We start from the raw sequence: 26,825 nt of genomic DNA, 5'->3' as shown, positions 1-26,825 counted from the left end.
CCATTCACGTTCAATGCTCCAGAAAGTCTTTTGCTGTCTTTTCGAGTGCCCCATTCACACTGATCGTAGGGGTCCAACCAAGAAGTGCTTTGGTTTTACTGATGTCAACCTGAAGCGATCCACACAGACGTTGGGATATCGCTTTTTTGCCAAACAACTGAGCGACCGCACTCAACACTCCCGCTGGCAGTGGCAACAGACGCGCTGGACGCCCCAGCGCCCGCGCCATCCTTTGCAGTAATTCCGTCGTCGACAGGTCTTCATCGTCGCTCACCAGGAACACTTGGTTAGCAGCTGCAGGATGATGCACGCACGTCATAACCAAGTCGACCAGGTTGTCCAACGCTACGAGACTTCGCTTGTTGGTAATCGCACCCAAGGGCAGAGGCACGCCTCGATTGAGCCAAGCCATCATGCTACGAAAATTGGCTTTCACACCTGGGCCGTATACCAGCACTGGTCGAATAATCACAACATCCATTTGGGTTTTTGCTGCGAGCAGCAGCAAGGCCTGCTCGGCCTCCTGCTTGGAAATGCCGTATGGATCCAGCGGGGCCGGCGAGTTGTCTGCCGTATAAGCGTGGCCTGGCAGCGTGCCCTCACCGTTGACCTTGATCGAGCTCAGGTAAATGAAGCGGCGCACGCCAGCCTGTGCCGCCTGTTCCGCCAGGCGCAAAGTACCCCGTACATTCACACGACGAAAAGCCTCCAGCGGATCGGCTTCGCGCTCGTCCATGACGTGTACGCGAGCGGCGCAGTGGATGACGACCTCAACGCCTTCGAGTGGCCTGAGCCAGTCGGTGCTCGGCTCAATCCCGGGCACCTGAAAGGTCTGCAGATGGGCTGACGACTGCTGCGGTAGCTGGCGGTAAACCGAACGCACCACGTATTGCGGATCACTCAGCAGCTGTGCCTGGACAGCGGAGCCGACAAATCCGCTGGCGCCTGTCAAAAGAACGCGTGTCATAAGGACGCTCAAGCCTTCTTCCACACCGTACGATTGATGTAGTCGGTGTAGCTCAGAACAACACGTACCACCTGCAACGAAACCGGCCCGCCTTGATAATCCTGGACCACGGGTACCTTGCGATACTCACGGGCGTGCTGGCTGGTAACCACTCGAACCGCATCCATCACCGATTCACGCTTGAGCCCGCTCATGATCAATGTACCTTCGTCCATCCCCTCAGGGCGTTCATGGGCGTTGCGCAATGTGACGGCAGGGAGACTCAACAACGACGCTTCTTCGGTAATGGTACCGCTGTCGGACAGCACGCAGAACGCCGACATCTGCAGCTTGATGTAGTCCAATAGACCGAACGGTTTAACGAAACGGATCAGTGGATGATCAAGGGATTCGCCCAACGCTTCAAGACGCTTGCGCGTACGTGGGTGAGTGGAAACGATCACTGGGAAACCATAATGGTCCGCGAGAGCGCGAAGGGTATCCAGCAGATCACGCAGGTTGTCTGGCGTATCGACGTTCTCTTCCCGGTGAGCACTGACGATGAAGAACTTGTCCTGCTCCAGGCCACTTCGAGCAAGCACATCAGACTGCTCGATCTTGGGCATGTAATAGTCAAGGACTTCCTGCATGTGCGAGCCCGTCTTAATGATCGTTTCCGGGCGAATGCCCTCGGCGATCAGATAACCGCGAGCGTGCTCAGTCAACACCATATTGATGTCGCTGAGGTGGTCGAGGACCTTGCGATTGAGTTCCTCTGGCACGCGTTGATCGAAGCAGCGGTTGCCGGCTTCCATATGGAATACGGGAATCTTGCGGCGCTTGGCGGCGATCACCGCAAGGCAGGTATTCGTGTCCCCATACAACAGCAACGCATCAGGCTGTTCCAGCTCGAAAATTTCATCCGACTTGGCGATGACTTCGGCGATGGTTTTGGCGGCGGTATCACCTGCAGCACCGAGGAAATGGTCCGGTTTGCGGATTTCCAGATCGTCGAAGAACACCTGATTGAGTTCGTAATCGTAGTTCTGCCCGGAATGCACCAGGACGTGATTGACTTGGCGATCAAGCTCAGCGATGACCCGACTCATTTTGATCAGTTCGGGGCGCGTACCCACGAGCGTCATAACCTTAAGCATCGAGTTGCTCCTTGATGTAATCAAGCTTGAGTAACAGTTGCTTGATACCAGCGATGTCCAGACGATCGGTATTGTGCGAGGTGTAGTCGTCGAATTCGGAAATACGCTCCTCGCCTTCGACAAAATACTTGTTGTAGTTCAAGTCGCGGTTATCAGCCGGAATCCGGTAGTAACGCCCCATGTCCTCGGCCTTGGCCATTTCCTCGCGGGAAACCAGTGACTCGTAAAGCTTTTCGCCATGCCGTGTGCCGATCACCTTGACATCGTTTTTCTTGGCGAACAGTTGCTTAAGTGCTTCGGCCAAGTCGCCAACTGTCGAGGCCGGAGCCTTCTGGACAAACAGATCACCTTGCTGGCCGTGCTCGAAAGCATGCAAAACCAGATCAACCGAATCTTCCAGCGACATCAGGAAGCGGGTCATTTCCGGATCGGTCACCGTCAACGCGCCCCCTGCGCGTAGTTGGTCAACAAACAGAGGAATGACCGAGCCGCGCGAAGCCATGACATTGCCATATCGTGTCGCGCAAATAATCGGACCATTGGCTGGGATCATGCGCGACTTAGCAACCATCAACTTTTCGGACATTGCCTTGGAAATGCCCATGGCGTTGATCGGGTAGACCGCCTTGTCAGTGCTCAACACCACAACCCGCTGCACTCGACTGGCGATGGCGGCATTCAGCACGTTCTCGGTGCCAAGGACGTTGGTGCGCACCGCTTCCATCGGATAGAACTCGCAGGATGGAACCTGCTTCAGGGCCGCGGCGTGAAAGATATAGTCCACACCCACCATCGCCTGATCCAGGCTATCGCGATCACGCACATCGCCGATGTAGAACTTGACTTTGTCGTTGGCCAGGGCAATACGCATGTCTTCCTGCTTCTTCTCATCACGACTGAAGATGCGAATCTCGCGCACAGCGGTATTGAGAAAACGCTTGAGGACCGTATGGCCGAAGGAACCGGTGCCACCGGTGATCATCAATACCTTGTCGTCGAACATGTAAACCTTCCGAATTCGTTAGCGAGTGGCGTGCATCAGCTCAATGAGCTGGGGCCAAGTTGGAGCTTTGTATCCAGTAGCCTGGGTGAAGCGCTCGCTGTTGAGGGAGCGATCAATGACCAGTGCCGCGTCAGGGCGAATCTCGATGGATTTGCCGTACTGGTTGGCAATCAGTTTCAACAGATCAAGCTTGGCAATTGGATCTGCGGACACATGATACAGACCATTGAGCTCTGGGTGCGGAATGACGAAGTCTTTCATGACCCGAGCCAATTCAACAGTGGGAAGGCCCGAGAAAATGGCTTTGGAGAAACCGCGTGTGCTGCCCTGTTGTGACAGGAACCAGTCCACTAGAGAATGACTGGAATTCAATTCGTGTCCGATGATTGATGTTCGCAGTGTCACGGCATTGGGCACGTCATGAAGTTCGCCGATGTACTTGGACTTTCCATACAGATCACTGGCATCTGATACGTGGCTTTCCAGGTATCCACCTGTTTGACCCGAGAAGACGCAATCGGTACTGATCTGAATCAGGCGTGCGTCGCTGAGGGCGCACAATCGCGCCAACCGATGCGGCAACATGGCGTTGACTGGCAATGCGGTGAGTGGATCGTTGGCATCGGCCAATTGCTTGATCAGACCTACGCAATTGATCACGACGTCTGGACGAACCTTGGCAAGCACGGCAACCAGCGAATCCTGATCCAGTACATCAACACCCGCAAGGAGGCGCCCGTAGTTTGCGGCGGGGAAATATTGCAGTCCGGCAGCGCTTCGCAACGTTCCCCACACATCATGCTCCGAGCTGGAACTGAATGTCTTGAAGACAGCACTGCCCAGCATACCGGTGACGCCAAGAACAAGAACACGTGCCATGATTCATAAACCTTCTAAATTTTCGGATGTGGAAAAACGAGCAAAACCTATAAATAAGTAACAGGATAAGCACGTCAACATAGAGAATTGATCAGCAAATAACTTCACATTTAAACATACTATTTTGCATGGAAAAATCGCTTACCCATGCAGCCAACACATACCGCAATACACGCTCTTCAGCCAACACTTAAAACTCGACACCTACATGAACCGACTTGATTTTACTTCACAAAATCGCATTACCCCCGATTTTCCAATTGTTCAGAACTGTCATTTAAAAATAATGGCCCTGAACAACTAATACCCGCCCAGGGGCTCTAGTAAACGGGGACTATCATCACACGCAGCATCACGCACCTCTAACGCTGCAGCAGCCCCACCAGACGGATGACTTGGCTTTCCATTTCAAAATTGGCATGGAAGTAAGCCCGACCTGCTTCGCCCATTGCATCACGCTCCTGAGTCCCCATAGCCTTCAGACGTCGAATGTTAGCCACCAAGGAGGAAACTTGCTCAGCGGGCGAAGTCAGGCCTGCACGGGCTTCATCGATCACGCGCGCCCCCTCTCCGTTCATGGAAGCAATGATTGGCCGCCCCGCCGCGAGATAAGCCTGAATCTTGCTCGGAATTGTCCGCGTGAACACCTCTTCATCCGTCAGCGAAACCAACAATGCCGATGATCGTTCGAAAATTGCGTTCATCGCCTCCATCGGGAAACGCCCTGGCAGCACCAGATTGTCCAACTCCAGGGCCAACTTTTGCGATTTGAGCCAGTCCAGCCGGCTCCCGCTACCGACCAGCACAATGCGAATTTGCGCGTCATCACGCAGTTGCTGGGCTGCTTCGACCAACGTATCGAGAGCTTGGGCAGTGCCCAGATTTCCAGTAAACACTACACAAAAATACTGCTTGAGCACTGCGTCCAGCTCAGGGGGAACGACAAAATGCGATGGCGCTTTCCGCGCGTCCATTGAGTTAGGGTAATACTGAATTTTTTCGCATGCCGCGTACTGGGCAACCGGTTCTACGAATGCGTGCGACTGCACCAGCAGCGTATCGCAATGGCGATAGATTGCCTTGACTGTCTTCCCCACCCACCTCAACAAATGCCGGTTATGAATGAACCCGGTAGCAGACAGACTATCCGGCCAGAGATCCTGCACCCACAGAGCCAGCTTGGCCTTCTTCAGCCATTTCAATGGAATCGCGGGAATAGCCTGCAGGATCGGCGAAGGGGCGAAGACCAGGATCGCGTCGAACTCTCGTTTACGCAGCATCCACGGTAAAAATAGCAGGCCGGCAACGACGAACGACAAGTAGTTGAGCGTCAGGTTTTTCGCACCGCCTTCCCCTCTTGGCCAGAGCGGAACGCGCAGCACATCTATCTTTCCGAGATAACAGTCGTGCTGGGTGCCCTTAGCGCTATAGCCATCAAATATCTTGCCATCCGGGTAATTGGGCTTGCCGGTAGCCACTACAACCTCATGGCCCTGCTCATCAAGGGTACGCACGATGTCGTTGATGATGAAACTTTCGGGCCAAAAGTATTGCGAGACAACGAGAATCTTCATAGGGAATCGGAGTACTCAATCATTGATTCAAGTGACGTGCTCTGTATGGCAAGGTTGCTGGCCAGGATAGGCCAGACACGTGCGCACTTAAGCAAATTCAGCGGCCTTTTGAACAGTCCCATGATTATCCCTGGTGATTGTCCTGGGGGGGCCGACCACAGACGTCCTGATAAATCCGGTACATAAGCCGCGCATTCACTTCGATGGCGAAATTATCCTCAGCCCACCGGCGGGCACGGCGACCAAGGGCCAAACGAAACTCGCTGTCCTGTGCTAGACGATGTAAGGCATCTGCAAGCAATTCCGGATCCGAACGAGGTATGGCTAATCCCGTCACTTCATGAAGTATCGCGTCCGGTACGGGATTCGCCACGGCAACCACACTTGGAATTGAGTAGAACGCCGCCTCGAACACCGGCCGGCCCGCCGCATCAAGATGGGAAGGGAAGCATAGAATATCGAGTTGCGGATACAACAGCCTGACATCGTCTACAAAGCCCAGCAGGTGCACATTGCTTTGCAGATCATGTTTTACGATGAAACATTCGAGATCCTTACGTACGTCGTGCGCAAATCCAAGCTTGCGCAGCACCCAAGCCTTTAGCCCGGAGAGATCACGGGCATTTTCGCCCGCAATCCAGCATTCGATCCGAACCCGACGGTCCTTGAGGATGCGCATGGCTTCCACAAGCTCATAAACCCCCTTCAGAGGAATGAGGCCACCTACGAACCCGACTCGTACAGGCCCATCCCTGTCGCGCGGCGACATTTCATTCGGCGGGCTATCAATGCTCAGGCCATTGTGCACAACGCGCAAAGGCAAATCGTTTGAAAGTGTAGAGGCTACCGTGTGGTCGATAGGCACGACCGCCTCTGCAAAACGCTGCAACACCGCACTCAAAAGCCTTGTGCGCAGGCCCCGACCGGGAGGACGTTGCAGGGATCGTACATGCACCACCATCGGTATCCGCAATAACAACTTCGCCAGTATGCCCAAGGGCAACAACGTCACTTCGTTCAGATGCAACACGTCGAAGCGCTCATGCCGCAAGCGCCAAATCGCAATCAGGGAAAAGGGCAGCAGGAAGAATTCGCGCAGAAGAATGATCCAGCGCAAGCGTCGATAATAGCCATAGCGGGTATTGTCGAATTGACTCAACCCCCTGACCCTCCTGACATCCATCCCTGCCTGAGCAAAGGCCTGACAGACCGTACCGGAGGGGGCTAGCACCGTCCCCTGCACACCGTAGGCACGCAGACACCCGAACAGCTCTATCAAACTCTTGGATGCGCCACCGAACGCTGCAGCCGGGTGGAGGAACAATACTCGCACCGAACTACCTCTGGCCTGAAATCAAGCGAAGCGACTGAACAACCCGGCCAGCGGCCTGACCGTCACCATAAGGTTCACCCTCTGCCGTGCCTGGCACATACTCTTGTTCAAATGCACTGAAAAAATCTTCGCTCAGTGGCGACGCAAGGCGGTTCCAGCCCATATCGATCAATTCCAGCCACTCGGTCTCATCTCTCAGTGTGAGACAGGGAACCCGATGAAAATACGCCTCTTTCTGCACGCCGCCGGAATCAGTGACGATCAGTGCGGCGTGCTTCTCCAGCATCACCATGTCGATATACCCGAGCGGCTCCACTATCAGAATATTCGCGGGCATGACGATCCCTTGATCAGCCAGGCGATTGCGGGTCCGCGGATGCAAGGGCAGAACGACTTTCAGAGGCGAACGGGACAAGCCATCGAAGATGCGCTGCAGTCGTAGCGGATCGTCGGTATTTTCCTGCCGATGCACGGTCGCCAACCAATATGCTTTGGGCTTCAGTGACAATGTTTGAAGAATCTTGCTGGTCTCGTCGGCTCTTGCCCCAAAGTACAAGGCAGCATCAAACATCACGTCCCCCACATTGATGACGTGAGAACCGGTAATACCTTCGTGCGCCAGGTTCTGGATACCCTGCTGATTAGGGGTCAACAGCAAATCACTGAGGTGATCAGTCAACTTGCGATTGATTTCTTCAGGCATGGCCCGATTGAAGGAACGAAGTCCGGCCTCGACATGAACAATGGGTACGTGCAACTTTGCAGCCGCCAACGCGCCCGCCAGGGTGGAGTCCGTGTCCCCGTAAACCAGCACCGCATCGGGGCATTCCTTGATCAGTACAGCCTCAATGGCCTCAATCATGCGCCCCGTGTTCTGGCCGTGGCTCCCGCCTCCCACCCCCAGGCTGTAGGCGGGTTTAGGGATCTCCAGCTCTTGAAAAAAAACATCCGACATATTCGCGTCGAAATGTTGTCCGGTATGGATCATGACTTCAACGCAGTCGCCTTGCTCTGCCATTGCACGGGAGACAGTAGCGGCCTTGATGAACTGAGGGCGAGCACCGACGACGGTAACAATTTTCATACATTTACTCATAAGTGACGGTGTTCAAAGCAGCCGTGTGATTTCCGAGAGCAAAACCTTTCCATCATGCTCGTAATTGAGTTCACTCGCCGCACGATGAGACGCGTCCTTGAACTCAGCGATCTGGTCACGGCTGAGCGCATTCATGGAGGCGGCCAGCGCCTTGGCGGTAAACGAGTCAGCCACCACGCCACAGCGATACTTGTTCAGCAGCGTTGCCATTTCAGTCGAAGGGCCGATGGCGACCGCGAGACGGGCCTGCACAAACTCAAAGAATTTATTGGGCAACGCGTGCTCATGGTTGAAGTTGACCGGTGGGAGCAAGTAGACACCCATATCGTATTGGTTGAGCGCCTGGCATATCTGCGGCATCGGGACAGGCTCGATAAACCTGATCCGCGCGTCTGCGCTGGCAGCCTGGCGCAGTTCCTTCATGTAGGCCGCATCCGACTCCATCAACATGAAGTCCAGGCTGAAGCGCTCATCGAGATGTTGCATCATCTCGATCATGACGCCCAAGTGACGAGAGCGAATGGCGGCGCCATGGTGGATCAGGCGAACCTGGTGTTCATTGACAGGTGACGGCGTCAGTTTCTGATCAAGTGGCGCATTGTGCACAACCACCGGTTGAACGCCATAAACGCGCCCATACTCGTCGGCAATGCCCTGGCACACGGTAACCATGCCCGCGGCCAGTGGCAGGTAGCGTTGGCACAGCGTGTGGTTGTAACGACCGAACAGCAGCCGCCATGCCCATTTATCGTCGAACTCCCGAGGGGAGTACTCGTGCGCATCCACCAGCACCGGCGTAGTACCCGCCAGCTTCAACGCCAGTGGAGCACTGGAGAGATCATTGGCAATGACAAGGTCAAAACTGCCGGTGCTCAGAAGTGCCTGGGCGCTGCGGACCTGTTGCTGATTCCAATAGTAGTTTTCAAACGCACCGAGCAGCAACTTGGCCGCCCAGAACAGCTTCTTCGGCAGGCTCGCAGGTGATTTCTCGAGCTTCACGAAACGTATATTCGCATCAGGCTTTTGACCATAACCTGCAACGGTCACCTGGTAATCGGATTCGAGCAAGCGAACCTGACGCATCACCCGAGGGTCGCTATGAATAACGGAAAAAGAAATGATCAGTATGCTTTTCAAAGTAAAACCTTGATCCAATGTCACGCAATAAAATGACTGTGCCAGCGACAGAAATTAATCCATCGCCAGACCTGCCAGGTAAAAGGCTTTTTGCCGGCCATGATCAACTCAAACTCACGCAACGCCTCAGTTTGGTCAAAGAACGGCAACTGCAGATCGACTCGCAGCCAACCGCGAATCGTATCCACCATCGATGTCAGCCAAACCTGTTCCGGCGTGGCGAAGCCGATCTTATCGCGACGATCCAGGACATCATCGGGCACGATACCGCGCATGGCGGCACGGAACACTGACTTCGTCTCGCCCTTGGGCGAGATCAGGTAGGACTCGGGCAGTGACAGCAACAAATTCACCATGTCCAGCGTCAGGAAAGGCACCCGGCTTTCAACCGAAAAACGCATAGAGTTGCGGTCTCCATGGCGCAGCAACGCGGGCAACCCACGCCGCGTCAATGAAAGGGCCAGCTCGGCGACCACGCGGCGACCAGACTCGGACACATCAGAACGCTGCAGCGGAAAACGCTGAACAATGCCACGCTCGGCCAGCGGCTCACTTTTGATCCAGGCGGGTAATGCGCTCATGCCATTCAGTGAGCGCAGAGCCTGATTCAACGTGCCCTGCGTCATTTCTGCGACGCATCGCTTGGCTCCCCCCATCCGACTGCGACCCGGCCACTTCGACCATTCATCAAGGAAACTCCAGGCCTCCCCCAGCTTTCCCTTCTCGATCAGACTTCGCAGGCGTTGCCCTGGATAACCGCTGTAGCCGGCCATCATCTCATCAGCCCCTTGACCATCCAGGGTAACCGTGACGCCCTGCTCTTTCGCCAGTTGAAACACCCGATACTGGGCGTAAATACTCGTGCTGCCGAAAGGTTCGCCCTGCGCCAGGATCATGGAGTCGAGGTCGCGCGCGAGTTCATCGGCGCTGACCACCATTTTGTGGGGGACCGCCCTCACATGTTCATTGACTCGATCGACCCATACCTCTTCGCTTACATCACTGCCCCGCGCAATGTAGCTGAAGGTATTGATCGGCAAGTCCGGCTCGACGTGGCGCATGGCACAAACAACTGCAGATGAGTCGATACCGCCGGAGAGCGCCGCACCTATCGCTACGTCACTGCGCAGGTGCAGGCGAATGCTCTGAAGAAAGTTATCTCGGACAAGTTCTGTGGCCTGCGCGAAACTCAAGTCGCTGCGCTCTTTGATAGAGGGTGCCCACCAGCGCAGCGGGTCACTGACCGCACCAGTCTTGAGGTCAACCGTCAGCAAATGCCCTGGCAACAGGTTCAACACACCCTCAAAAAAGGTGCCGGGCCCGCTTTCATAATCGCCGTGAACCAGATAATCGTAGGCACGCTGCCAGTCCAGAGTCGCCTTTTCCCGCTTCAACGCCTTGATTGCCGCCACTTCCGAGGCGAACAGGAACGCACCTTGTTCCTGGCTATAAAAGAACGGTTTGATGCCGAAAGCGTCACGCACGCAGGTCAGGGTTGCCGCTACCCGATCAAACACCGCGAAAGCGAACATGCCCGTCAGGCGTGGCAAGCACGCTCGGCCCCACTGCTGCCACGCGACCAGCAGCACTTCGGTATCCGAGTCGGAAACAAAGTGGTGCCCGAGCGCCCGCAGTTCCTCGCGCAGCTCACGGTAGTTATAGATCTCACCGTTGAAAACGATCGAAAGCGCTCCCTCGGCAGAATGCATCGGTTGATGCCCTGCCGAGGACAGATCAATGATCGACAGGCGCGTGTGCCCCAGGCCGACGACGGCGCTTGCTACATCGAACAGCTCGTATCCCCGGTCATCCGGGCCTCTTAGGCGCATGGCGTCGAGCGCCCTGGCCAGGCTGTCATCCACCAAGGATGACCGGGTCGGCCACCATCCCCCTGCAATACCGCACATGGCTATCCAATCTCCAAAAACAAGGTTAAGCCTGACGAATCACACATTAGATCGCCGACCGATACGCTGGCGAACCTGCAGCAACAGCGTACGAATATCCACCAGTGGCAGCAGACCACTCGCCACCACGACAATCGACAGTGCAATCAACAGCAACGATTTCAACATGAGCGTCAGCGGCACATAGAGATCCAATCGATCCAGTTGCGCGCTCACCCCTGCACAAATAATGAAGGCCACTACCCCGGCCATGCACGCACGCCAGTTGTAGGGAATCCGATAGAGACGCTGACTGACCAACAGCCAGGCGAAGAAGAACACCAGCGCTGCCAGAAGTGTCGCCGTTGCCGCCCCGTAGACACCCCACAGCGGCACCAGCAGCCAGTTGGCCGCTGCACTGACCGCCGCTGACAGCAGCGTGACCCACAGCTGCCAGATGGTTTTTTTCTGGATGGCGATGCCCGGCGCAAAAATATACATCTGAGAGAGCAGCAATGCAGGTGCGAGGAAGGCAACCAGAGAGGCGCCTGCGAGGTAATCTGCAGTCGCAAACACCATCAGCAGCTCGCGGGCAAACAGGGTCAGGAACAGACAGCCGGCCAGCGCGACGGCGACAAACCAACTGAACAACCGGGCAATCTGTCCTGGCGTCTCCGGCTCCCGGTAGTGTTGGTAGACCAAAGGCGTCAGCGCGGCCTGGATACCGAGCAGCAGCAAGGCAGAAAGACCCGCAACACGGCTGCCAATGCCGAACAAACCTACGTCCTCCAGCGAGCCGAAGTGCATCAACGCGACGCGGTTGATATAGAGGCTGACAAAGACCGCCAAGCCAGCCGGAACCAAAGGCATGGAGAACTTCAACATCGCCACGAGCCTTTCTACATCGAAGGAAAAGCCGAATGTGTGGCGCAGAAGCCAAAGACAGACCAGTGTTGAACACGACGCGGCCAGTAGCTGGCCAAGCATCACCCCTTCCAAACCCTTACCAAGCCACAGGCAGAGCACCACGGCAAAGCCCAATGTCATCAGTGCATAACCAAAGCTGACCATGGCATAGGCCTTACTGCGCAGCTCCCAGCGAAACTGATTGAGCAGCAAATAATAGATGCCATTGATGGTGATGAAGCCCAGGCCAAGGCGAAAGGTGTCGAGGTATGCTGCGTCACCGAGCACTAACAGGTTCAGGCGTGACGAAGCTAACAGGCCCGCCAATAGAAACACACTGTACATGCCCAACGTGAACCAAAAGGTCGTACTGGCCAGCGTGCGCCTTTCGGAGGGCTCTTCAACATCTCCCCAGTAACGGGCCAACCCCTGCGACACTTCCAGCGCAACGGTCAGATTCACCAGCGCACCCAACGTGATGAGCAAGTCAAAAGCCCCGTAATCACCGGTCGAGAGTACCCGTGTGTAGAGCGGTAGCAGAAAAATCGCCAGGCCTCTGGACAAGACAGAAGCCAGGCCATAGATCAGGCTGTCACGCAAAATCGCCTTAAGCATTGGGGGCCTGGTCCTCGGCTTTGACCAAATCAAGCAGAGCACGCTCCAACACCGGTTTATCCCCCATCCCCAAAGCGCTGACACCCAACTGTTCGACTACACCGTTCACCAGGAAACGTACGTGAAAATCGGGGGCGCAACATCCACCGACATAATCGATATTTGAGGGATCAAACCACCATTCGGCGCGCGGAGCGCCCTCAAGAAGATCCAGATAACGTCTGGCAACGACCGCACACGACCAGCGCTCCTGAACGAAACGCTGCGCCCGTCGGCCTAACTCCATCCTGTACTCGGGATCGCAAACCAGCTTCTCTATCGCGAATTCCAGATTCTCTGGTAACACGTAAAAACTGGGTGGGACATCCTCGGCCTGGATATAGCGCGAGACATTCTCGGCCATGTAGCCTGCGATGACGCAAGGTTTGCCAAAGCGAGCCGCTTCTGAGCCAAAAACGGCGAGCGGGATGTCCGAGTACAGTTGATCCACGATGAAATCACAACGGGCCAATTGCTTGAGGACTTCCTGATTGCTAACACCATGAAGCTTGATGAACTCGATAGGGAGGCCTCGGGCGATCAACCCATCGATAACCTCACATATCCTTTGACTGCCTTTGGCTATGGGACTTGAGGGGCTGTGCAAAATAGTCACTTTCCCCGCTGCGGGCTTTGCGTCGGCACTAACAAGAGCATCAAAGGCGGCAGGCACCCCCATAGAGAACCAGTTTATAAAAGGTTGCTCATGGAAATGGGAGCTACTCGGCGAGCTGACAATAAAGTCAGCGTAGCGCTCATGCAGCGCGATACGCTTTTTCAGTGTTTTCACCACCTGTCCTAATTTATGAAAATCAGGCGACTCTGGCACGCACGGGTAAACCGACCCGTCCAGATAAGGGGGACGGAAGTCACTGCCCACGTTGATGAATACAACTTTCTTCCTGAAAGCCTTGAGCAGAAACAGCTCGAGATGAGAGTCGGTTAACGTACGACCGTATAGGAAAATATAAGCGTCATAGCAAAAAACCGACCATAGAAAAACCAGCCAGCTCCACGATTTGTGCAGCAGTACATAAAAGATCTTGCGCAACAATTGACGTGATTGCGTCGTGGCACGACGCACACCGATTGCCTGCCAGGCACGAATCAGCCACGAGTCACGCGCCCCACCGTAGGAAAAGATGTGCCTGCTCTCCAACACCAAGTCAGCCGAGATACCATTTTCGGCAAAGCCCTTGGCCAATCCTTTGGCAACACCCGCGATCTCGACCGGGCCGATCAAAACCCTCATACCACCTCCGGGATAAGACTTGAGCAGGAGAGCATCGTAATCATCTGCTGCGAATCAACTTAGCCGGAACACCCGCAACGACAGAGTATTCAGGAAAGGTCTTAGTCAAGACGGCACCTGCTCCCACTTTACTGCCCTTGCTGACGGTTACGCCGTTCATGATGATTGCGCCAATACCAATGTTTACATCGTCTTCAATGACAACCTTGGCAAAACTCAAGCTCTGAAACATGATCGGCACTTCACGCCCGCTATCTTCGTGGTAAGCCGCATGGATTTTCACCCCTGGGCCTATACCCACGCAGTCACCGATTTCAATGCCACCCGCACCATGCAGAAAACAGCCTTGGCCGATCCATACATTGTTTCCCAGAACGATCTTGTCCTTGTAATAACCTTTCAAAATCGTGTCGTGGCCGATGTAAACATTATCTCCAAGCTCGATATTTTCCGGGTGAAAGACTCGCACGCCATCTTCAATAATGACATTCGTGCCTACACGCGCAAACTTGCTCAGGTCAGGAATACCTGGCCCTTCTGATCGATATGCTTTCATTGCCCACCTCGAATACTGTCGATTAAACGACCCAGACCGGACTCCAGGGAAACCGACCCTCGCCCTTTGCAATACATACTGGATTTAGCACCGTCTACCTGATTGAAAACGGGCTCAATATTTAGAATTCGCCCCGCCATCCGCGTAATGTCTTGAATACTTACGATCTCGCTTCCACCCAACACATGCATTCCCTCGGCTCGTCCCAGCACAATTGCAGAGAGCTGATCGCACAGGTCATCAATGTGCTGCGGATTGATGAGTGGGCACGAGGCATGGATAGAAATATCAATCGGCTCACGGTTCAGTATGCGCTGGATCAACCTTGGCATCAGGCGCTCCTCGGCCTGACCTTCACCGTAGGGGTAATACAAACGAGCAACTGCAGAAGGCCCTCGATAATGCAGGCGGACGACCTCGTCGCCGAGGTACTTGCTTAAAGCATAATCACCCACAGGAGCTGCCGGACTTTCGGGCGCCGCCGGGCCATCGGAGTAACCGTACACAGCACCGCTGGATACATTAAGCAAAAAAGGGGGTGTTGTGCGCGCCTGCAACATCGCACAAAGGTGGATGACCCCCTGCACGTTGACGGCGAACAGCCTCTCCCGATCCGCCCCCACATAAGCCGCGCAGTTGATCACCGCATCGTGATCTTCAAGACAATCGAATGACTCAGGTTTAACAAGATCGATATCGCCGCGACCGTAAGCTCGAACCTCATGCCCCGCCGCAGTTAGCCTGGAAACCAGGTGACTGCCGACAAAGCCGTTTGCGCCCACGATTCCAACATTCATATTTAACACCTGATAAAACCAGACCCGCCGATACTCTTTTTCGGTACAGCCCAGGTTGGACGCTGAAACTGACGCGTCTACGACAAGCCTCAAACCCGGTATTGGCTCATCCCGGCGCTACATACGCCAGAACCAACCAGGCTTGATGCACATCAGCGGCAGGATGAATCAACTTCTGCCAACCTGAAGCAAGGCTTACGCCCGTTAATCGATTCGCTGCTTGTACCAGGCAAGCGTGTCGGCCAGCCCTTTATCGAACGGTGTCAGAGAGTACTGGATAAGGCTTTTAACCTTTTCGTTACTGGCATTGTGGCAAAGCACGTCCGAATGGCGTGCCGGTTTGCGCAGGATCTCACCGCTATAGTCGAAAGCCTTGCAGATACGCTCAATCAGCTCCGTGATGGAAATCTGATTGTCGGTAGAAATGTTGACTGTCTCACCTGACGGTTGCACCGAATACAGTTTCACAACCGCATCAACCGTGTCCTGCACATAGATGAAATCGCGACTCTGGGTACCCTCGCCGTGGATCTCAGGCGTACCGCCAGTCAGTAAGCGCATCGCCGTGATCGGGATCACGCCGGCGAGCATACCTTTGTAATTCTGGCGTGGACCATAGTTATTGAACGGACGCACGATGAATGCATCCAGCCCAAACATCCGCACATAGCTTTCCACTGCCAGATCGGCAGCAGCTTTACCTGCGGCATAGGTGGTGGTCGGATTACGCGGATGAGCTTCGTCCATCGGTTCGTAAACGGCAGAGCCGTAAACTTCTGAAGTGGAGAAATGGCACAGCGTCTTGAACAGGCCCCGTCGCTGCAACTCCAACAGGTTAAGCGTTACACGTACGTTGGTATCGAAAGCATTGGCCGGATTGAGGAACGAATAATTCAGTGCCTTGGTCGCGCAATTGAAAACGATATCAATCGCGTGATTGGAAAAGATATATTCCAGGCTGGTGTTGAATTCAGCATCATCGCGATAAAAGGTGACTTTGCCAGTCGCCAGAGCCTCCTCCAGGTTGTCTTCCGAGCCGACAAACAGGTTGTCGATCACTACAACATGCGCTGCCCCCTCGACCAATAGTTTGTCCACAAGGTGACTGCCAATAAAGCCAGCACCGCCGGTGACAAGGATTGTCTTGCCCCGTACATCATCCCGAATCGTCATGCTTGCACCGCCGCTTGAATCACTGCACAAATCTTCATTGCCTCAACACCTGCATTGACCCCCGGTACGCTGACCGACGATGGCTGCCGGCAACTTGCCATAAAGGCTTGCAGCTCGGACAACAGGGCTTCCTGTGGAGGCACCGCAACCGCTTCTTGAATCGCCGAGATGGTGTAAGGCAATACACCACCCTGCTGGGTCTCGGACTGGCGATTTATGATAATTTCCTTACGCAGCAGGTCGCAGTCGACGAACATGTCCGTGCAAGTAACCTCGATCTGGCGCTTCTTCTTGTCTGTTACACGACTCGCCTGAATCCTTGAAAAGTGACCGTTTTCATGGGTAATCAACGCAGAGGCGAAATCAATCATGCTTCCCTGCGCGAAACCATGAGCCACCACGGACTTAGCCGGGCCGTTAAGGAACAGTGCCAGGTCAATGTCGTGAATCATCAGGTCGGTGACGACATCAACATCGGTGATACGCGAGCTCACTTTGTTGGTCCGCGTGAAGTCGATACTGATGATCTGCTCGCTTTTTTCCAGGACCACCTTCAGCGCCTGCACTGCTGGGTTGAAGCGCTCGATGAAGCCGACCTGGATATTCAGGTTGTTGTCCTTGGCGAAAGCTGCGACTTCATCGCACTCCTCCAAGGTCGCAGCAAGGGGCTTTTCGACGAAGATATTCTTCACCTGAGCGGCTACCAGGCGGATGTAATCGGCGTGGGTCACGGTCGGGGTACAAATCACCACCGCGTCGACGTTTGCGAGCAACGGGGTTGGGTCAACCACCCCGGGGATGCCGTGCGCTTCGCCAGCACGAGCTGCCACGGCAGCGTTCGCATCGGCGACAAAGGCCAGTTCCACGCCTTTGAGCAGGGACAGCACGCGCAAGTGATTGCGCCCCATATTCCCCAGGCCAATCAGGCCTACCTTGAGCACTTCTTCAAACATATCTCAAACGTCTCCGGAAACGCGATTGCCTTCCCTGTCGATCTTGGCGACCGCACGAGCAGGGTTCCCCATGACCAGGGTGTAAGGCGCAACATCCTTGGTAACGACACTACCGGCTGCAACCATGGCGTACTCGCCGATGGTAATTCCGCAGACGATGGTCGCATTGGCTCCGATACTGGCGCCGTTATGCACAAAGGTCGGCGTGATAGACCAGTCAGCATTGAAGGCGCGTGGCACCTTGTCATTGGTGAAACAAGCGTTGGGGCCGACGAAGACATCGTCACCGATTTCAACGCCGTTATAGACCGAGACGCTATTCTGGATCTTGCAACGATCGCCGATCTTCACCGCGTGATCGACATAGACATCCTTGGAGAGGATACACCCTGCGCCGATCACCACATCTTCGCGGATCTGCACGTTGATCCAGACCTTGGTGCCCTGACCAATACTGGATTTGTCCGATACGTTCGCCGTCGGATGGATATAGACATCATTTGCCATGGGTACCTCTGGCCAGCGCTGCACGGACCACGGACACCACACTCTGCAGTTCCTCCTCGGTCATATAGGGAAACAGGGGCAAGTTCAGCACCGACGCGCACAGTTGCTCGCCGACCTGGCCGCCGAAGTGCCCTTTGATATAGGCGGCAGCGCCCGGCTGGCTAGACATAACGCCAGGGTAGATGTTCGCAAAACCGATCTCGGCCGCTTTAAGTGCGGACTCCAGTGCGATTTTGGTATCCGCGTCAGGCACCAGGCAGACATTGCAGTAACCATTTTCTTTGTATATCGCCGGGGCCGACATCAGCTCGATGCCGGTCGAAGGCAGGGCCTCCCGGTAAAATGCGACCGCCTTGCGACGGGATGCAAGGCGCTCCTCGATATGTCCGATGGATAAATTGAGGAATGCCGCTTGCAGCGAATCCAGGCGCGAATTCCAGCCGACATCACCATAACCGTAATGTGCCGTGCGTCCGTGATTACCGAGGCGTCGAACCTTGTCGGCAAGCGCAGCGTCATTGGTGAACACTGCACCACCATCGCCAGCCGCACCCAGAACCTTTGCAGGGTAGAAGGAGGTGGTGGAAATGAACGCCCCCTTGCAGATCGGCTCACCACCGAATTCAGCACCGTAAGACTGAGCACCGTCCTCGATCAGAAATACTGAGTGTTTTTTGCAGAGATCGCGCAGATCCTGCAGACGCGCACTGCCCCAGCCGTACAGGTGGGCAATGATCGCTGCCTTGGGCGACGCTTCGCGAATAGCCTGCTCGAAAGCGACAAAATCGACGCCCCCATCAGTGATGTCAGCATCAACGGTGACTGGTTTCGCGCCCACATTGACGACCGCTTCGAAGGTCGCCCAGAAGGTCACATTCGGAACCAGCACCACGTCCCCCTCACCAACGCCTACTGCACGCAGGGCGAGCTGAAGAGCATCCGTACCGTTTGCACAGTTCACGGCATGGGCCACCTGCAGATCCGACTGCAGGCGTGATTCCAGAGTAGTCACTTCGGTGCCACCGATGAACTGTGCGTTGATCGTCATCGTGTGGAATTTTTGCAACAACGCGTCGTGGAACCCAGGCTCAAAGCGCTTGAGATCAATGAAGGGAACTTTAATTTTCAATCTCCTTAGATAAGCCCAAAAATGGCTGCCACTTTATCAGCAATCCGGACCAATCTCATAACTGGTGTCACCCCCTCCAGGTGCCGTCTACAGGCCTCATACGCCCGGGGGAATTCATTATAAATACTTTAAAAATCAATATCTTAATTCATAAGACCTTATCAAGATCAAAAATCTACCGGTGGTCGAGCCTGACCACCAGGACTCACTCCCTCAGACTATCGCTTAACGCCTGGACAATGGATTGCAATGCCGCCTCATCGAGATAGGGATGCATCGGCAAACTCATGACCCGCGAGGCCGCAGCATCACCCACCGGTAGCTCGGCACTATCATCCTTCACCGCGGGCTGGCGGTTGAGAGGGATCGGATAATGCACCGCAGTCGGTACGCCCAGCGCCCTCAGTTGGTTTTGAACCTCGTCCCGCGCATTGACCTGCACGGTGAACTGAGCCCATGCACTGGTATTGAAGGCTTCTACAAAGGGCACAGTAATACCGGCTTCGGCGAGCAATTGGCTGTAACGTTGAGCGACCTTTTGCCGCAACTCCAATTCTTCAGCGAAGATCTCCAGCTTGGGCAAGAGAATCGCGGCCTGCAGCGTGTCCAGACGACTATTCACGCCGACGCGCACGTGGTGGTAGCGGCGGTCCTGGCCATGGCGGGCGATTTGCCGCATGACAACTGCCAACTGATCGTCATTGGTAAAGAGCGCCCCGCCATCACCGTAGGCCCCCAGTGGCTTGCTCGGGAAAAAGCTCGTACTACCAATGGTCGTCAAATTGCAGGATCGACGCCCCTTGTAGGTCGCACCAAAACTCTGCGCCGCATCCTCGATTACCGGGAGGTCATGTTGGGCCGCAATGATATTGATCGCGTCAAAATCCGCACACTGGCCGTACAGGGAAACCGGAATAATTGCTTTGGTACGCGGTGTAATTGCCGCTTCAAGCAACGCCGGATCCAGGTTGTAGGTACGCGGGTCGACGTCGACATAAACAGGCTTGGCACCCAGCAACGCGACTGTTTCTGCAGTAGCGATGTACGTAAAGCCCGGCGTGATCACTTCATCGCCAGGACCTATACCCAAGGCCATCAGGGCAATCTGCAAGGCATCGGTGCCGTTGGCACAAGTGATGCAATGCTTAGCACCGACAAAAGCGGCAAGGCGCTCTTCGAGCTCAGCGACTTCCGGACCAAGGATGTATTGGCCATGGGCCAGGACACGCTGGATCCCGGCATCGATCTTGTCCTTGATTCTGGCTTGCTGGACCTTAAGGTCAATAAACTCGATCATTGCCCGGCCTCCTTGACCAGCGTGTTTGCGCTCAAGATGTAGCGAGCACCACTGTGCTCGCAAATCGCAACCCCATCGCCTTCCAGGGGCAAGTCCAACTGCTCGCCGAACTCGCTCATCCAGCCGATTTGCCGAGCCGGCACGCCCACCATCAAGGCATAGGCCGGAACAGGCTTGTTGATGACTGCACCCGCACCGACGAACGCATATTCACCGATGGTGACACCGCAAACGATCGTGCAGTTGGCGCCCAGAGTGGCGCCTTTTCTGACAAGGGTGTCGCGGTATTCACTTTTGCGCTCAATCAACGAACGCGGGTTGTAGACGTTGGTGAAGACCATGCTCGGCCCGCAGAATACGCCCTCTTCCAGCGTTACATTGTCGTAGACCGAAACGTTGTTCTGGATCTTGCAATTGTCGCCGATAACTACCTTGTTACCGACAAAGACGTTCTGCCCAAGAGACACACATTTGCCGATACGTGCGCCACTGCAGACGTGCACGAAATGCCACACCCGCGAGTCGTCACCGATCTGCGCGCCGTCATCGACAATTGCGGAAGGATGAATTTGATAACTCATGCCAGCCTCAACGACTCAAGGTTGCAAGAAAAGGATGGCCCTCGCCATTCTGCGGCGTAACGATTGCAGAGGAACGAATGGTGTTCACCGTCTCGACGCAGTGACGCGCGTCCTCGATGCCATAACCACGGCCAGCGAGTATCTCCCGGTAGCTGGTGGTATGCAGGTCGGTAAAGCCTTCGGAGAACTCCATCTCGTCACCATCAACTGTGATAGAGCGATACGTTGGCTTCTTGCCCTTGACCGAATCCGGCAAGTCATCGGCGTCAATGGACAAGAACCAGCGCACGCGGGCATTTTCGTACTCAAGATAGCCAGCGGCTTTGTAATCATTGGCAAAGTGCACAACGTTACGCTGCAACTTGCCAAAGATGAAATGCAGCATGTCGTAGAAGTGCACGCCGATATTGGTCGCAATACCATAGGACTTGCGCGGGTCACCCTTCCAGCTCTCCATGTACCACTTGCCACGCGAAGTGATGTAGGTGAGCTCTACATCGTACTTACCGTCGCGGGACTCACGGGCAACTTTCTCCCTTAGATCGAGAATGGCCTGGTGATGACGCAGTTGCAGGATGTTGTAGACGCGCTTACCCGTCTCGCGCTCGATCAAAGCCAGCTCGTCGAGAATTTCGGGCGTAGGCACCAGTGGCTTTTCGCAAATCACATCGCAGCCAAGGCGCAAGCCGGCCGCGATATGCGAGTGATGCAGATAATTGGGCGAACAAACGGCGACGTAATCCAAGGCCGTGGCCGGATCGCGCTTGAGCTGCCAAGCGTGTTCATTGAAACGCTCGAACTGCGTGAAAAACTCGCTCTGCGGAGACAGGCTGTCAATGATCCCCACGGAATCATTGATGTCATAGGCCGACACCAACTCGTTACCGGTGTCTTTGATTGCGCGCATATGCCGAGGGGCGATGTAACCGGCAGCGCCGATAAGGGCAAAACGTTTCAAAGGGAACACTCCAGCAATCAGGCTTTGATGATATGGGCTTCAGGGGTGCGGTATTTGCCGCGACTATCAATCACCAACTGTGCGTGCTGGCGAATCAGCTCATAATCGAATTTATCGTGGTCAGTCGCGAGGACAATGGCATCGAATTGCGCAATATTTTCCGCGGTCAGCGCTTCGCTCGACAGGTTGAAGTGGTGCTCACGCATCTTCGGGAACACCGGAACGTGCGGATCGCTATAAGCCACGATGCAACCTTTGGCTTCCAGTAATTCCATAATTTCTACGGAGGGCGACTCACGCATATCGTCCACGTTCTTCTTGTAGGCAATGCCAAGCACCAACACCCTGCTACCTTTCAACGGCTTGCTGTTGTTGTTGAGGCCGTCCATCAGCTTGCTCACTACGTACTCGGGCATGGCTTTGTTCACTTCGCCGGAGAGTTCGATGAAACGCGTGTGCAGGCCGTACTCGCGGGCCTTCCAGGTAAGGTAGAACGGATCGATGGGAATGCAGTGCCCACCCAGGCCCGGGCCCGGGTAGTAAGGTGTGAAGCCGAAAGGCTTGGTCGCCGCCGCGTCGACCACCTCGAATATATCGATCCCCATCCGATCAGCGACAACTTTCATTTCGTTGACCAATCCGATATTCACAGCACGGTGAATATTTTCCAGCAGCTTGGTCATTTCAGCGGCCTTGGTAGAACTCACCGGGACCACCTGGTCAATAGCCTGCTCGTAAAGGGCAATACCGACTTCGAGGCACGCTGGAGTGTGACCACCGATGACTTTGGGAATAGTACGAGTTTCAAAATTCGGATTACCCGGATCTTCACGTTCCGGCGAGTAAACCAAGAAGATATTTTCACCGACCTTCAACCCTCCTCCCTCAACGCGCGGAAGCAACTCTTCTTCCGTTGTTCCCGGATAGGTGGTGCTTTCAAGCGAGACAACCTGACCTTCACGCAAATAGGGCTTGATTGCTTCCGTAGTGTTGATCACGAAGCTCATGTCCGGCTCGCGATATTTGTTCAGGGGCGTTGGAACACATAAAATCAGCGCATCACACTCGCTCACACGCTCAAATGCGCTAGTTGCCTCAAAACCGCTTTGACGGGCACTTTGTACTTTTTGAGCAGAAATATGTTCGATATAACTTTGACCCGCATTCAACCGCGAGACTTTGGCTTCATCAATGTCGATACCCAATACACGAAAGCCAATGGCGTTGTACCGCAACATCAGAGGCAGACCGACATACCCCAAACCGACAATTCCAATGAGGGCTTCTTTGCGCTTGAATTTATCAACACTTGACTGCTTGATGCCTGACATCAGGTAAAACTCCATTAGCTAATTCTGGAACGATCAACACATCAACTATCCCGGGACTCACAACCCGATGCTGAGGCTCTCATTTCTCATACACCCCACTGGGAGCGCCGCCGCTTGGGACTGAGCAACCTGCGAGATAGCGCAAGCGCATACACCAAGGGCAATGTATCAAAGAGCACATTATGCCGTTATTCTACGTGCATAGCTGTAGCCAAATGGATGTTTCCACAACAGCCGCAGAGAGAAATACCTGTAATCATGGCGTGGCGGCGAGCAAATCCAGGCGGCAGATTCACGCGCCCCATGAGCGCACACCACTGAAACAGGGCTGTTGCTCCTAACCGAAATCAGCTGCCTCTCTCACGCATCCGATGCAGCGCTGCAGCATTACAGAACACAGCAATCTTCCCGCTGCGCTGACCGCGGGATACACAACCAGAGGGCTAAGACGTTTTTTGAGATGTTATAACCGCATCACCGATGCCCGGCATTCGCAGCTCATGCCCCCGTGTCGCTGATGCAATATAGGGGTGGACACACTAAAGCAATGATACTGCCCCTCGCACCATCATCGCCTAATGGAAAACCACTTAGCTGGAAATCCAAACCGTTATAACCCGAGAAGCATTGCGCCGCCGGGGCAACTCACCAACAATAAAAAACAAGCTTATACTCCTACCCGAAAAAGGAGCGCACAACATAGAGGACAACTATACGCAAACCCGATCCAGATAGATTAAACCCTGCTACCAGCGCCCTACAGCCGCAAAACAAAACAATAGCGCACTAGACTTCAACTCGCGCTTTTGTTGCACGCTTTACACGCAGGCGTGACAACGATCCAACAATAGGACCAAGACAGCAACCTATCAACAAAGCCAAGACGATATAGACTGCAACTGGAGCCTGAGGCGTCGACCAAGTAAGAAAAACAAGCGTTACGCGCTGATCATTCTCAAGAGTGAATACAACCACGACTGCAACAATCAAAATGAGCAGCGCGATTCCGACGAATTGCCTGACTTTATTCATTTAGACCCCCAAGCCTCGCTCACAAGCTACCTTCATCTTCCTCATCCTCATTTACCCGATCACGCAATTCCTTACCCGGTTTGAAGTGAGGTACGAACTTTCCGTCAAGACTGACGGACTGGCCGGTTTTTGGATTACGGCCCACACGCGGTGCGCGATAGTGCAGTGAAAAGCTGCCAAACCCGCGGATCTCAATGCGATCCCCGGTCGCCAGGCATTGGGACATTTGCTCAAGCATGGTCTTGATAGCCAACTCGACATCCTTGGATGAGAGCAGCCCTTGATGGGTGACAATTCGTTCGATCAACTCCGACTTCGTCATATTTTTCCCTTCTTTTTCAAGCAGCTAGGAAAAGCGCTTCGAAGGTTTTAGCATGACTTGATGAATTTGAACAGCCCATGCATAAACTTATCTGTCGGTTGAATAAACACTCGTATCGAACCTGCGATACGCTCAATTGCAGATAACCAGCATCGTCCGCGTCACTGCACCGGCGGGGTTCCAGCCGAAGAGAGAGTCACCCTCTTCATCCTTGGCGTCGCTGGACCTGGTGATGACCTTGTAGCCTTGCATCTTGCATTCTCGGGCGGCGCGCTTTTCACACTTCTGCCAGTTGTTGCCAAGCCCTGAGCAGTCGATCTCGATGCCGCTGACGCCGCGCTTGACGTGAGTCTTGGCGCTGGTAGTGGAGCAGCCTGCAAGCATTACCAATGCGAGTATTACGATAAGCCTGTTCATTTAAATCCTTATTGAAGCTACAACACGGGAACCGCTTTTTTCTTAAGACTATAGCCAGTTCTGACACCGAGCTGAACGCCTTGGTTCTAGGTTGTTGATTCAACGAATTTCAGGCACAAAAAAGGGCGACCGAAGTCGCCCTTTTTCTACAGCCTTACAGAACTTAGTTCTGCTTAGCCATTGCTTCACGCAGCAGGGAGGCCATAGTGGTCTCACCTTGTGCAGCTTCCGGAGCAGATTTCAGGCTCTGGATAGCTTCTTTCTCTTCAACTTCGTCTTTCGACTTGATGGAGAGTTGGATTACGCGGCTCTTGCGATCAACGCTGATGATCTTGGCTTCTACTTCCTGGCCTTCTTTCAGAACGTTGCGCGCGTCTTCAACGCGGTCACGGCTGATTTCGGAGGCTTTCAGAGTCGCTTCGATATCGTCGGCCAGAACGATGATGGCGCCTTTGGCGTCAACTTCTTTCACAGTGCCTTTAACGATTGCGCCTTTGTCGTTCTCTTGAACGTACTCGGAGAACGGATCGCTTTCCAGTTGCTTGATACCCAGGGAGATACGCTCGCGCTCTGGGTCAACCGACAGGATAACGGTGTCCAGCTCGTCGCCCTTCTTGAAACGACGAACAGCTTCTTCGCCCACTTCGTTCCAGGAGATGTCGGACAGGTGAACCAGGCCGTCGATGCCGCCGTCCAGACCAATGAAGATACCGAAATCGGTGATCGACTTGATGGTGCCGGAGATTTTATCGCCCTTGTTGAACTGGCCAGAGAAATCTTCCCATGGGTTAGATTTGCACTGCTTGATGCCCAGGGAGATACGACGACGCTCTTCGTCGATGTCCAGAACCATAACTTCCACTTCGTCGCCGACTTGTACGACTTTCGAAGGGTGGATGTTTTTGTTGGTCCAGTCCATTTCGGAAACGTGTACCAGGCCTTCCACGCCTTCTTCCAGCTCAGCGAAGCAGCCGTAGTCGGTCAGGTTGGTAACACGCGCGGTAACGCGAGTGCTTTCTGGGTAACGGGCTTTGATAGCAACCCATGGATCTTCACCCAGTTGCTTCAGGCCCAGGGAAACACGGTTGCGCTCGCGATCGTATTTCAGAACCTTGACATCGATCTCGTCGCCAACGTTGACGATTTCGGAAGGATGCTTGATGCGCTTCCAAGCCATGTCGGTAATGTGCAGCAGGCCATCCACGCCACCCAGGTCGACGAATGCGCCGTAGTCGGTGAGGTTTTTGACGATACCTTTGACTTGTTGGCCTTCCTGCAGGGATTCCAGCAGAGCTTCACGCTCGGCGGAGTTCTCTGCTTCCAGGACGCTGCGACGGGAAACGACAACGTTGTTGCGCTTCTGGTCGAGTTTGATGACCTTGAATTCGAGTTCTTTGCCTTCCAGGTGCGTGGTGTCGCGCACAGGACGAACGTCGACCAAAGAACCTGGCAGGAACGCACGGATGCCGTTAACGTCGACAGTGAAGCCGCCTTTAACCTTACCGTTGATAACGCCCTTGACCACTTCTTCAGCTGCGAAGGCTGCTTCGAGAACAATCCAGCATTCAGCGCGCTTGGCTTTTTCACGGGACAGCTTGGTTTCACCGAAACCGTCTTCAACCGAGTCCAGAGCAACGTGAACTTCGTCACCGACATTGATAGTCAGGTCACCAGCATCGTTGTAGAACTGTTCCAGCGGGATCAGAGCTTCAGACTTCAGACCAGCGTGAACGGTTACCCAGCGAGCTTGGTAATCGATATCAACGATAACACCGGTGATGATGGAGCCTGCCTGAAGGTTCAGGGTTTTTAGGCTTTCTTCAAAGAGTTCCGCAAAGCTTTCGCTCATTTTAATTCCTGTTGATAAGGGCGAAGAATACGCCCATCTCCACACCCCAGACGGTGTGGGTCAGTTTCAGTTAAAAGAAGCCACCGCAGGACTATGACTG

The 26,825-nt window shown here is 54.4% G+C and carries 25 protein-coding genes; all 25 read right to left on the bottom strand.

What is annotated here, in order from left to right:
• Positions 1-10: 10 nt before the first annotated feature.
• Positions 11-967 (bottom strand): UDP-glucose 4-epimerase family protein, encoded by a 957-nt coding sequence (locus HX868_RS16110; protein WP_177003532.1) that lies wholly within the window; start codon positions 965-967, stop codon positions 11-13.
• A gap of 8 nt (positions 968-975) precedes the next feature.
• Positions 976-2,103, bottom strand: coding sequence for a non-hydrolyzing UDP-N-acetylglucosamine 2-epimerase (wecB, locus tag HX868_RS16105; RefSeq protein ID WP_177003531.1), 1,128 nt, complete (start codon positions 2,101-2,103; stop codon positions 976-978).
• Positions 2,096-3,106 carry a polysaccharide biosynthesis protein gene (locus tag HX868_RS16100; protein ID WP_177003530.1) on the bottom strand — a complete coding sequence of 337 codons (1,011 nt, stop codon included), beginning with the start codon at positions 3,104-3,106 and terminating at the stop codon, positions 2,096-2,098. Before HX868_RS16100 ends, wecB (HX868_RS16105) begins: the two co-directional genes overlap by 8 nt.
• An 18-nt stretch (positions 3,107-3,124) precedes the next feature.
• Complete coding sequence (locus HX868_RS16095; RefSeq protein WP_177003529.1) at positions 3,125-3,985, bottom strand: dTDP-4-dehydrorhamnose reductase family protein; 861 nt, start codon at positions 3,983-3,985, stop codon at positions 3,125-3,127.
• A 362-nt stretch (positions 3,986-4,347) separates the two neighbouring features.
• A complete protein-coding gene (locus HX868_RS16090; protein WP_177003528.1) occupies positions 4,348-5,559 on the bottom strand; it encodes a glycosyltransferase family 4 protein in 1,212 nt (403 codons plus the stop codon).
• 124 nt (positions 5,560-5,683) lie between these two features.
• Positions 5,684-6,892 (bottom strand): glycosyltransferase, encoded by a 1,209-nt coding sequence (locus HX868_RS16085; RefSeq protein ID WP_177003527.1) that lies wholly within the window; start codon positions 6,890-6,892, stop codon positions 5,684-5,686.
• Between the two features lie 4 nt (positions 6,893-6,896).
• On the bottom strand, positions 6,897-7,976 hold the full coding sequence (gene wecB, locus HX868_RS16080) for a non-hydrolyzing UDP-N-acetylglucosamine 2-epimerase (protein ID WP_177003526.1): 1,080 nt from the start codon (positions 7,974-7,976) through the stop codon (positions 6,897-6,899).
• A 24-nt stretch (positions 7,977-8,000) separates the two neighbouring features.
• Positions 8,001-9,125: a glycosyltransferase gene (locus HX868_RS16075; protein WP_177003525.1), complete on the bottom strand. Its 1,125-nt coding sequence runs from the start codon at positions 9,123-9,125 to the stop codon at positions 8,001-8,003.
• A gap of 20 nt (positions 9,126-9,145) precedes the next feature.
• Positions 9,146-10,987 carry an asparagine synthase (glutamine-hydrolyzing) gene (asnB, locus tag HX868_RS16070; RefSeq protein ID WP_343048243.1) on the bottom strand — a complete coding sequence of 614 codons (1,842 nt, stop codon included), beginning with the start codon at positions 10,985-10,987 and terminating at the stop codon, positions 9,146-9,148.
• Positions 10,988-11,071: 84 nt separating this feature from the next.
• The gene (locus HX868_RS16065; RefSeq protein WP_177003523.1) at positions 11,072-12,532 is read right to left on the bottom strand and encodes a lipopolysaccharide biosynthesis protein; all 1,461 of its coding nucleotides are present in this window, start codon (positions 12,530-12,532) and stop codon (positions 11,072-11,074) included.
• Positions 12,525-13,823 carry a glycosyltransferase gene (locus HX868_RS16060; RefSeq protein WP_177003522.1) on the bottom strand — a complete coding sequence of 433 codons (1,299 nt, stop codon included), beginning with the start codon at positions 13,821-13,823 and terminating at the stop codon, positions 12,525-12,527. The genes HX868_RS16065 and HX868_RS16060 overlap by 8 nt, the downstream gene beginning before the upstream one ends.
• 40 nt (positions 13,824-13,863) lie before the next feature.
• Positions 13,864-14,379: an acyltransferase gene (locus HX868_RS16055; RefSeq protein WP_177003521.1), complete on the bottom strand. Its 516-nt coding sequence runs from the start codon at positions 14,377-14,379 to the stop codon at positions 13,864-13,866.
• Complete coding sequence (locus HX868_RS16050) at positions 14,376-15,176, bottom strand: NAD-dependent epimerase/dehydratase family protein (RefSeq protein WP_177003520.1); 801 nt, start codon at positions 15,174-15,176, stop codon at positions 14,376-14,378. Before HX868_RS16050 ends, HX868_RS16055 begins: the two co-directional genes overlap by 4 nt.
• Before the next feature lie 204 nt (positions 15,177-15,380).
• Positions 15,381-16,349: a dTDP-glucose 4,6-dehydratase gene (locus tag HX868_RS16045; RefSeq protein WP_177003519.1), complete on the bottom strand. Its 969-nt coding sequence runs from the start codon at positions 16,347-16,349 to the stop codon at positions 15,381-15,383.
• A complete protein-coding gene (locus tag HX868_RS16040) occupies positions 16,346-17,302 on the bottom strand; it encodes a Gfo/Idh/MocA family oxidoreductase (RefSeq protein WP_177003518.1) in 957 nt (318 codons plus the stop codon). The genes HX868_RS16045 and HX868_RS16040 overlap by 4 nt, the downstream gene beginning before the upstream one ends.
• Before the next feature lie 3 nt (positions 17,303-17,305).
• Positions 17,306-17,809 (bottom strand): acyltransferase, encoded by a 504-nt coding sequence (locus HX868_RS16035; protein WP_177003517.1) that lies wholly within the window; start codon positions 17,807-17,809, stop codon positions 17,306-17,308.
• Complete coding sequence (locus tag HX868_RS16030; RefSeq protein WP_218168691.1) at positions 17,799-18,938, bottom strand: DegT/DnrJ/EryC1/StrS family aminotransferase; 1,140 nt, start codon at positions 18,936-18,938, stop codon at positions 17,799-17,801. Before HX868_RS16030 ends, HX868_RS16035 begins: the two co-directional genes overlap by 11 nt.
• Positions 18,939-19,143: 205 nt before the next feature.
• Positions 19,144-20,235 carry a DegT/DnrJ/EryC1/StrS family aminotransferase gene (locus HX868_RS16025; RefSeq protein WP_177003516.1) on the bottom strand — a complete coding sequence of 364 codons (1,092 nt, stop codon included), beginning with the start codon at positions 20,233-20,235 and terminating at the stop codon, positions 19,144-19,146.
• Positions 20,232-20,816, bottom strand: a complete 585-nt coding sequence (gene wbpD / locus HX868_RS16020) for a UDP-2-acetamido-3-amino-2,3-dideoxy-D-glucuronate N-acetyltransferase (protein WP_177003515.1) — start codon at positions 20,814-20,816, stop codon at positions 20,232-20,234. The genes HX868_RS16025 and wbpD overlap by 4 nt, the downstream gene beginning before the upstream one ends.
• A gap of 7 nt (positions 20,817-20,823) precedes the next feature.
• A complete protein-coding gene (gene wbpB / locus HX868_RS16015) occupies positions 20,824-21,774 on the bottom strand; it encodes a UDP-N-acetyl-2-amino-2-deoxy-D-glucuronate oxidase (protein WP_177003514.1) in 951 nt (316 codons plus the stop codon).
• Between the two features lie 17 nt (positions 21,775-21,791).
• Positions 21,792-23,105, bottom strand: coding sequence for a UDP-N-acetyl-D-glucosamine 6-dehydrogenase (gene wbpA / locus HX868_RS16010; protein WP_177003513.1), 1,314 nt, complete (start codon positions 23,103-23,105; stop codon positions 21,792-21,794).
• A 786-nt stretch (positions 23,106-23,891) separates the two neighbouring features.
• Positions 23,892-24,137, bottom strand: coding sequence for a LapA family protein (locus HX868_RS31225; protein WP_177003512.1), 246 nt, complete (start codon positions 24,135-24,137; stop codon positions 23,892-23,894).
• 19 nt (positions 24,138-24,156) lie between these two features.
• Positions 24,157-24,459 (bottom strand): integration host factor subunit beta, encoded by a 303-nt coding sequence (ihfB, locus tag HX868_RS16000; RefSeq protein WP_053132474.1) that lies wholly within the window; start codon positions 24,457-24,459, stop codon positions 24,157-24,159.
• Between the two features lie 132 nt (positions 24,460-24,591).
• Complete coding sequence (locus tag HX868_RS15995) at positions 24,592-24,876, bottom strand: hypothetical protein (RefSeq protein ID WP_177003511.1); 285 nt, start codon at positions 24,874-24,876, stop codon at positions 24,592-24,594.
• A gap of 163 nt (positions 24,877-25,039) precedes the next feature.
• Positions 25,040-26,725: a 30S ribosomal protein S1 gene (gene rpsA / locus HX868_RS15990; RefSeq protein ID WP_016975322.1), complete on the bottom strand. Its 1,686-nt coding sequence runs from the start codon at positions 26,723-26,725 to the stop codon at positions 25,040-25,042.
• Between the last annotated feature and the right edge of the window lie 100 nt (positions 26,726-26,825).

Source organism: Pseudomonas reactans (genome assembly GCF_013385825.1).
Lineage (GTDB): Bacteria > Pseudomonadota > Gammaproteobacteria > Pseudomonadales > Pseudomonadaceae > Aquipseudomonas > Aquipseudomonas reactans.
The sequence above is the reverse complement of the archived record's forward strand: the minus strand, read 5'-3'. Positions and strand labels throughout refer to the sequence as shown.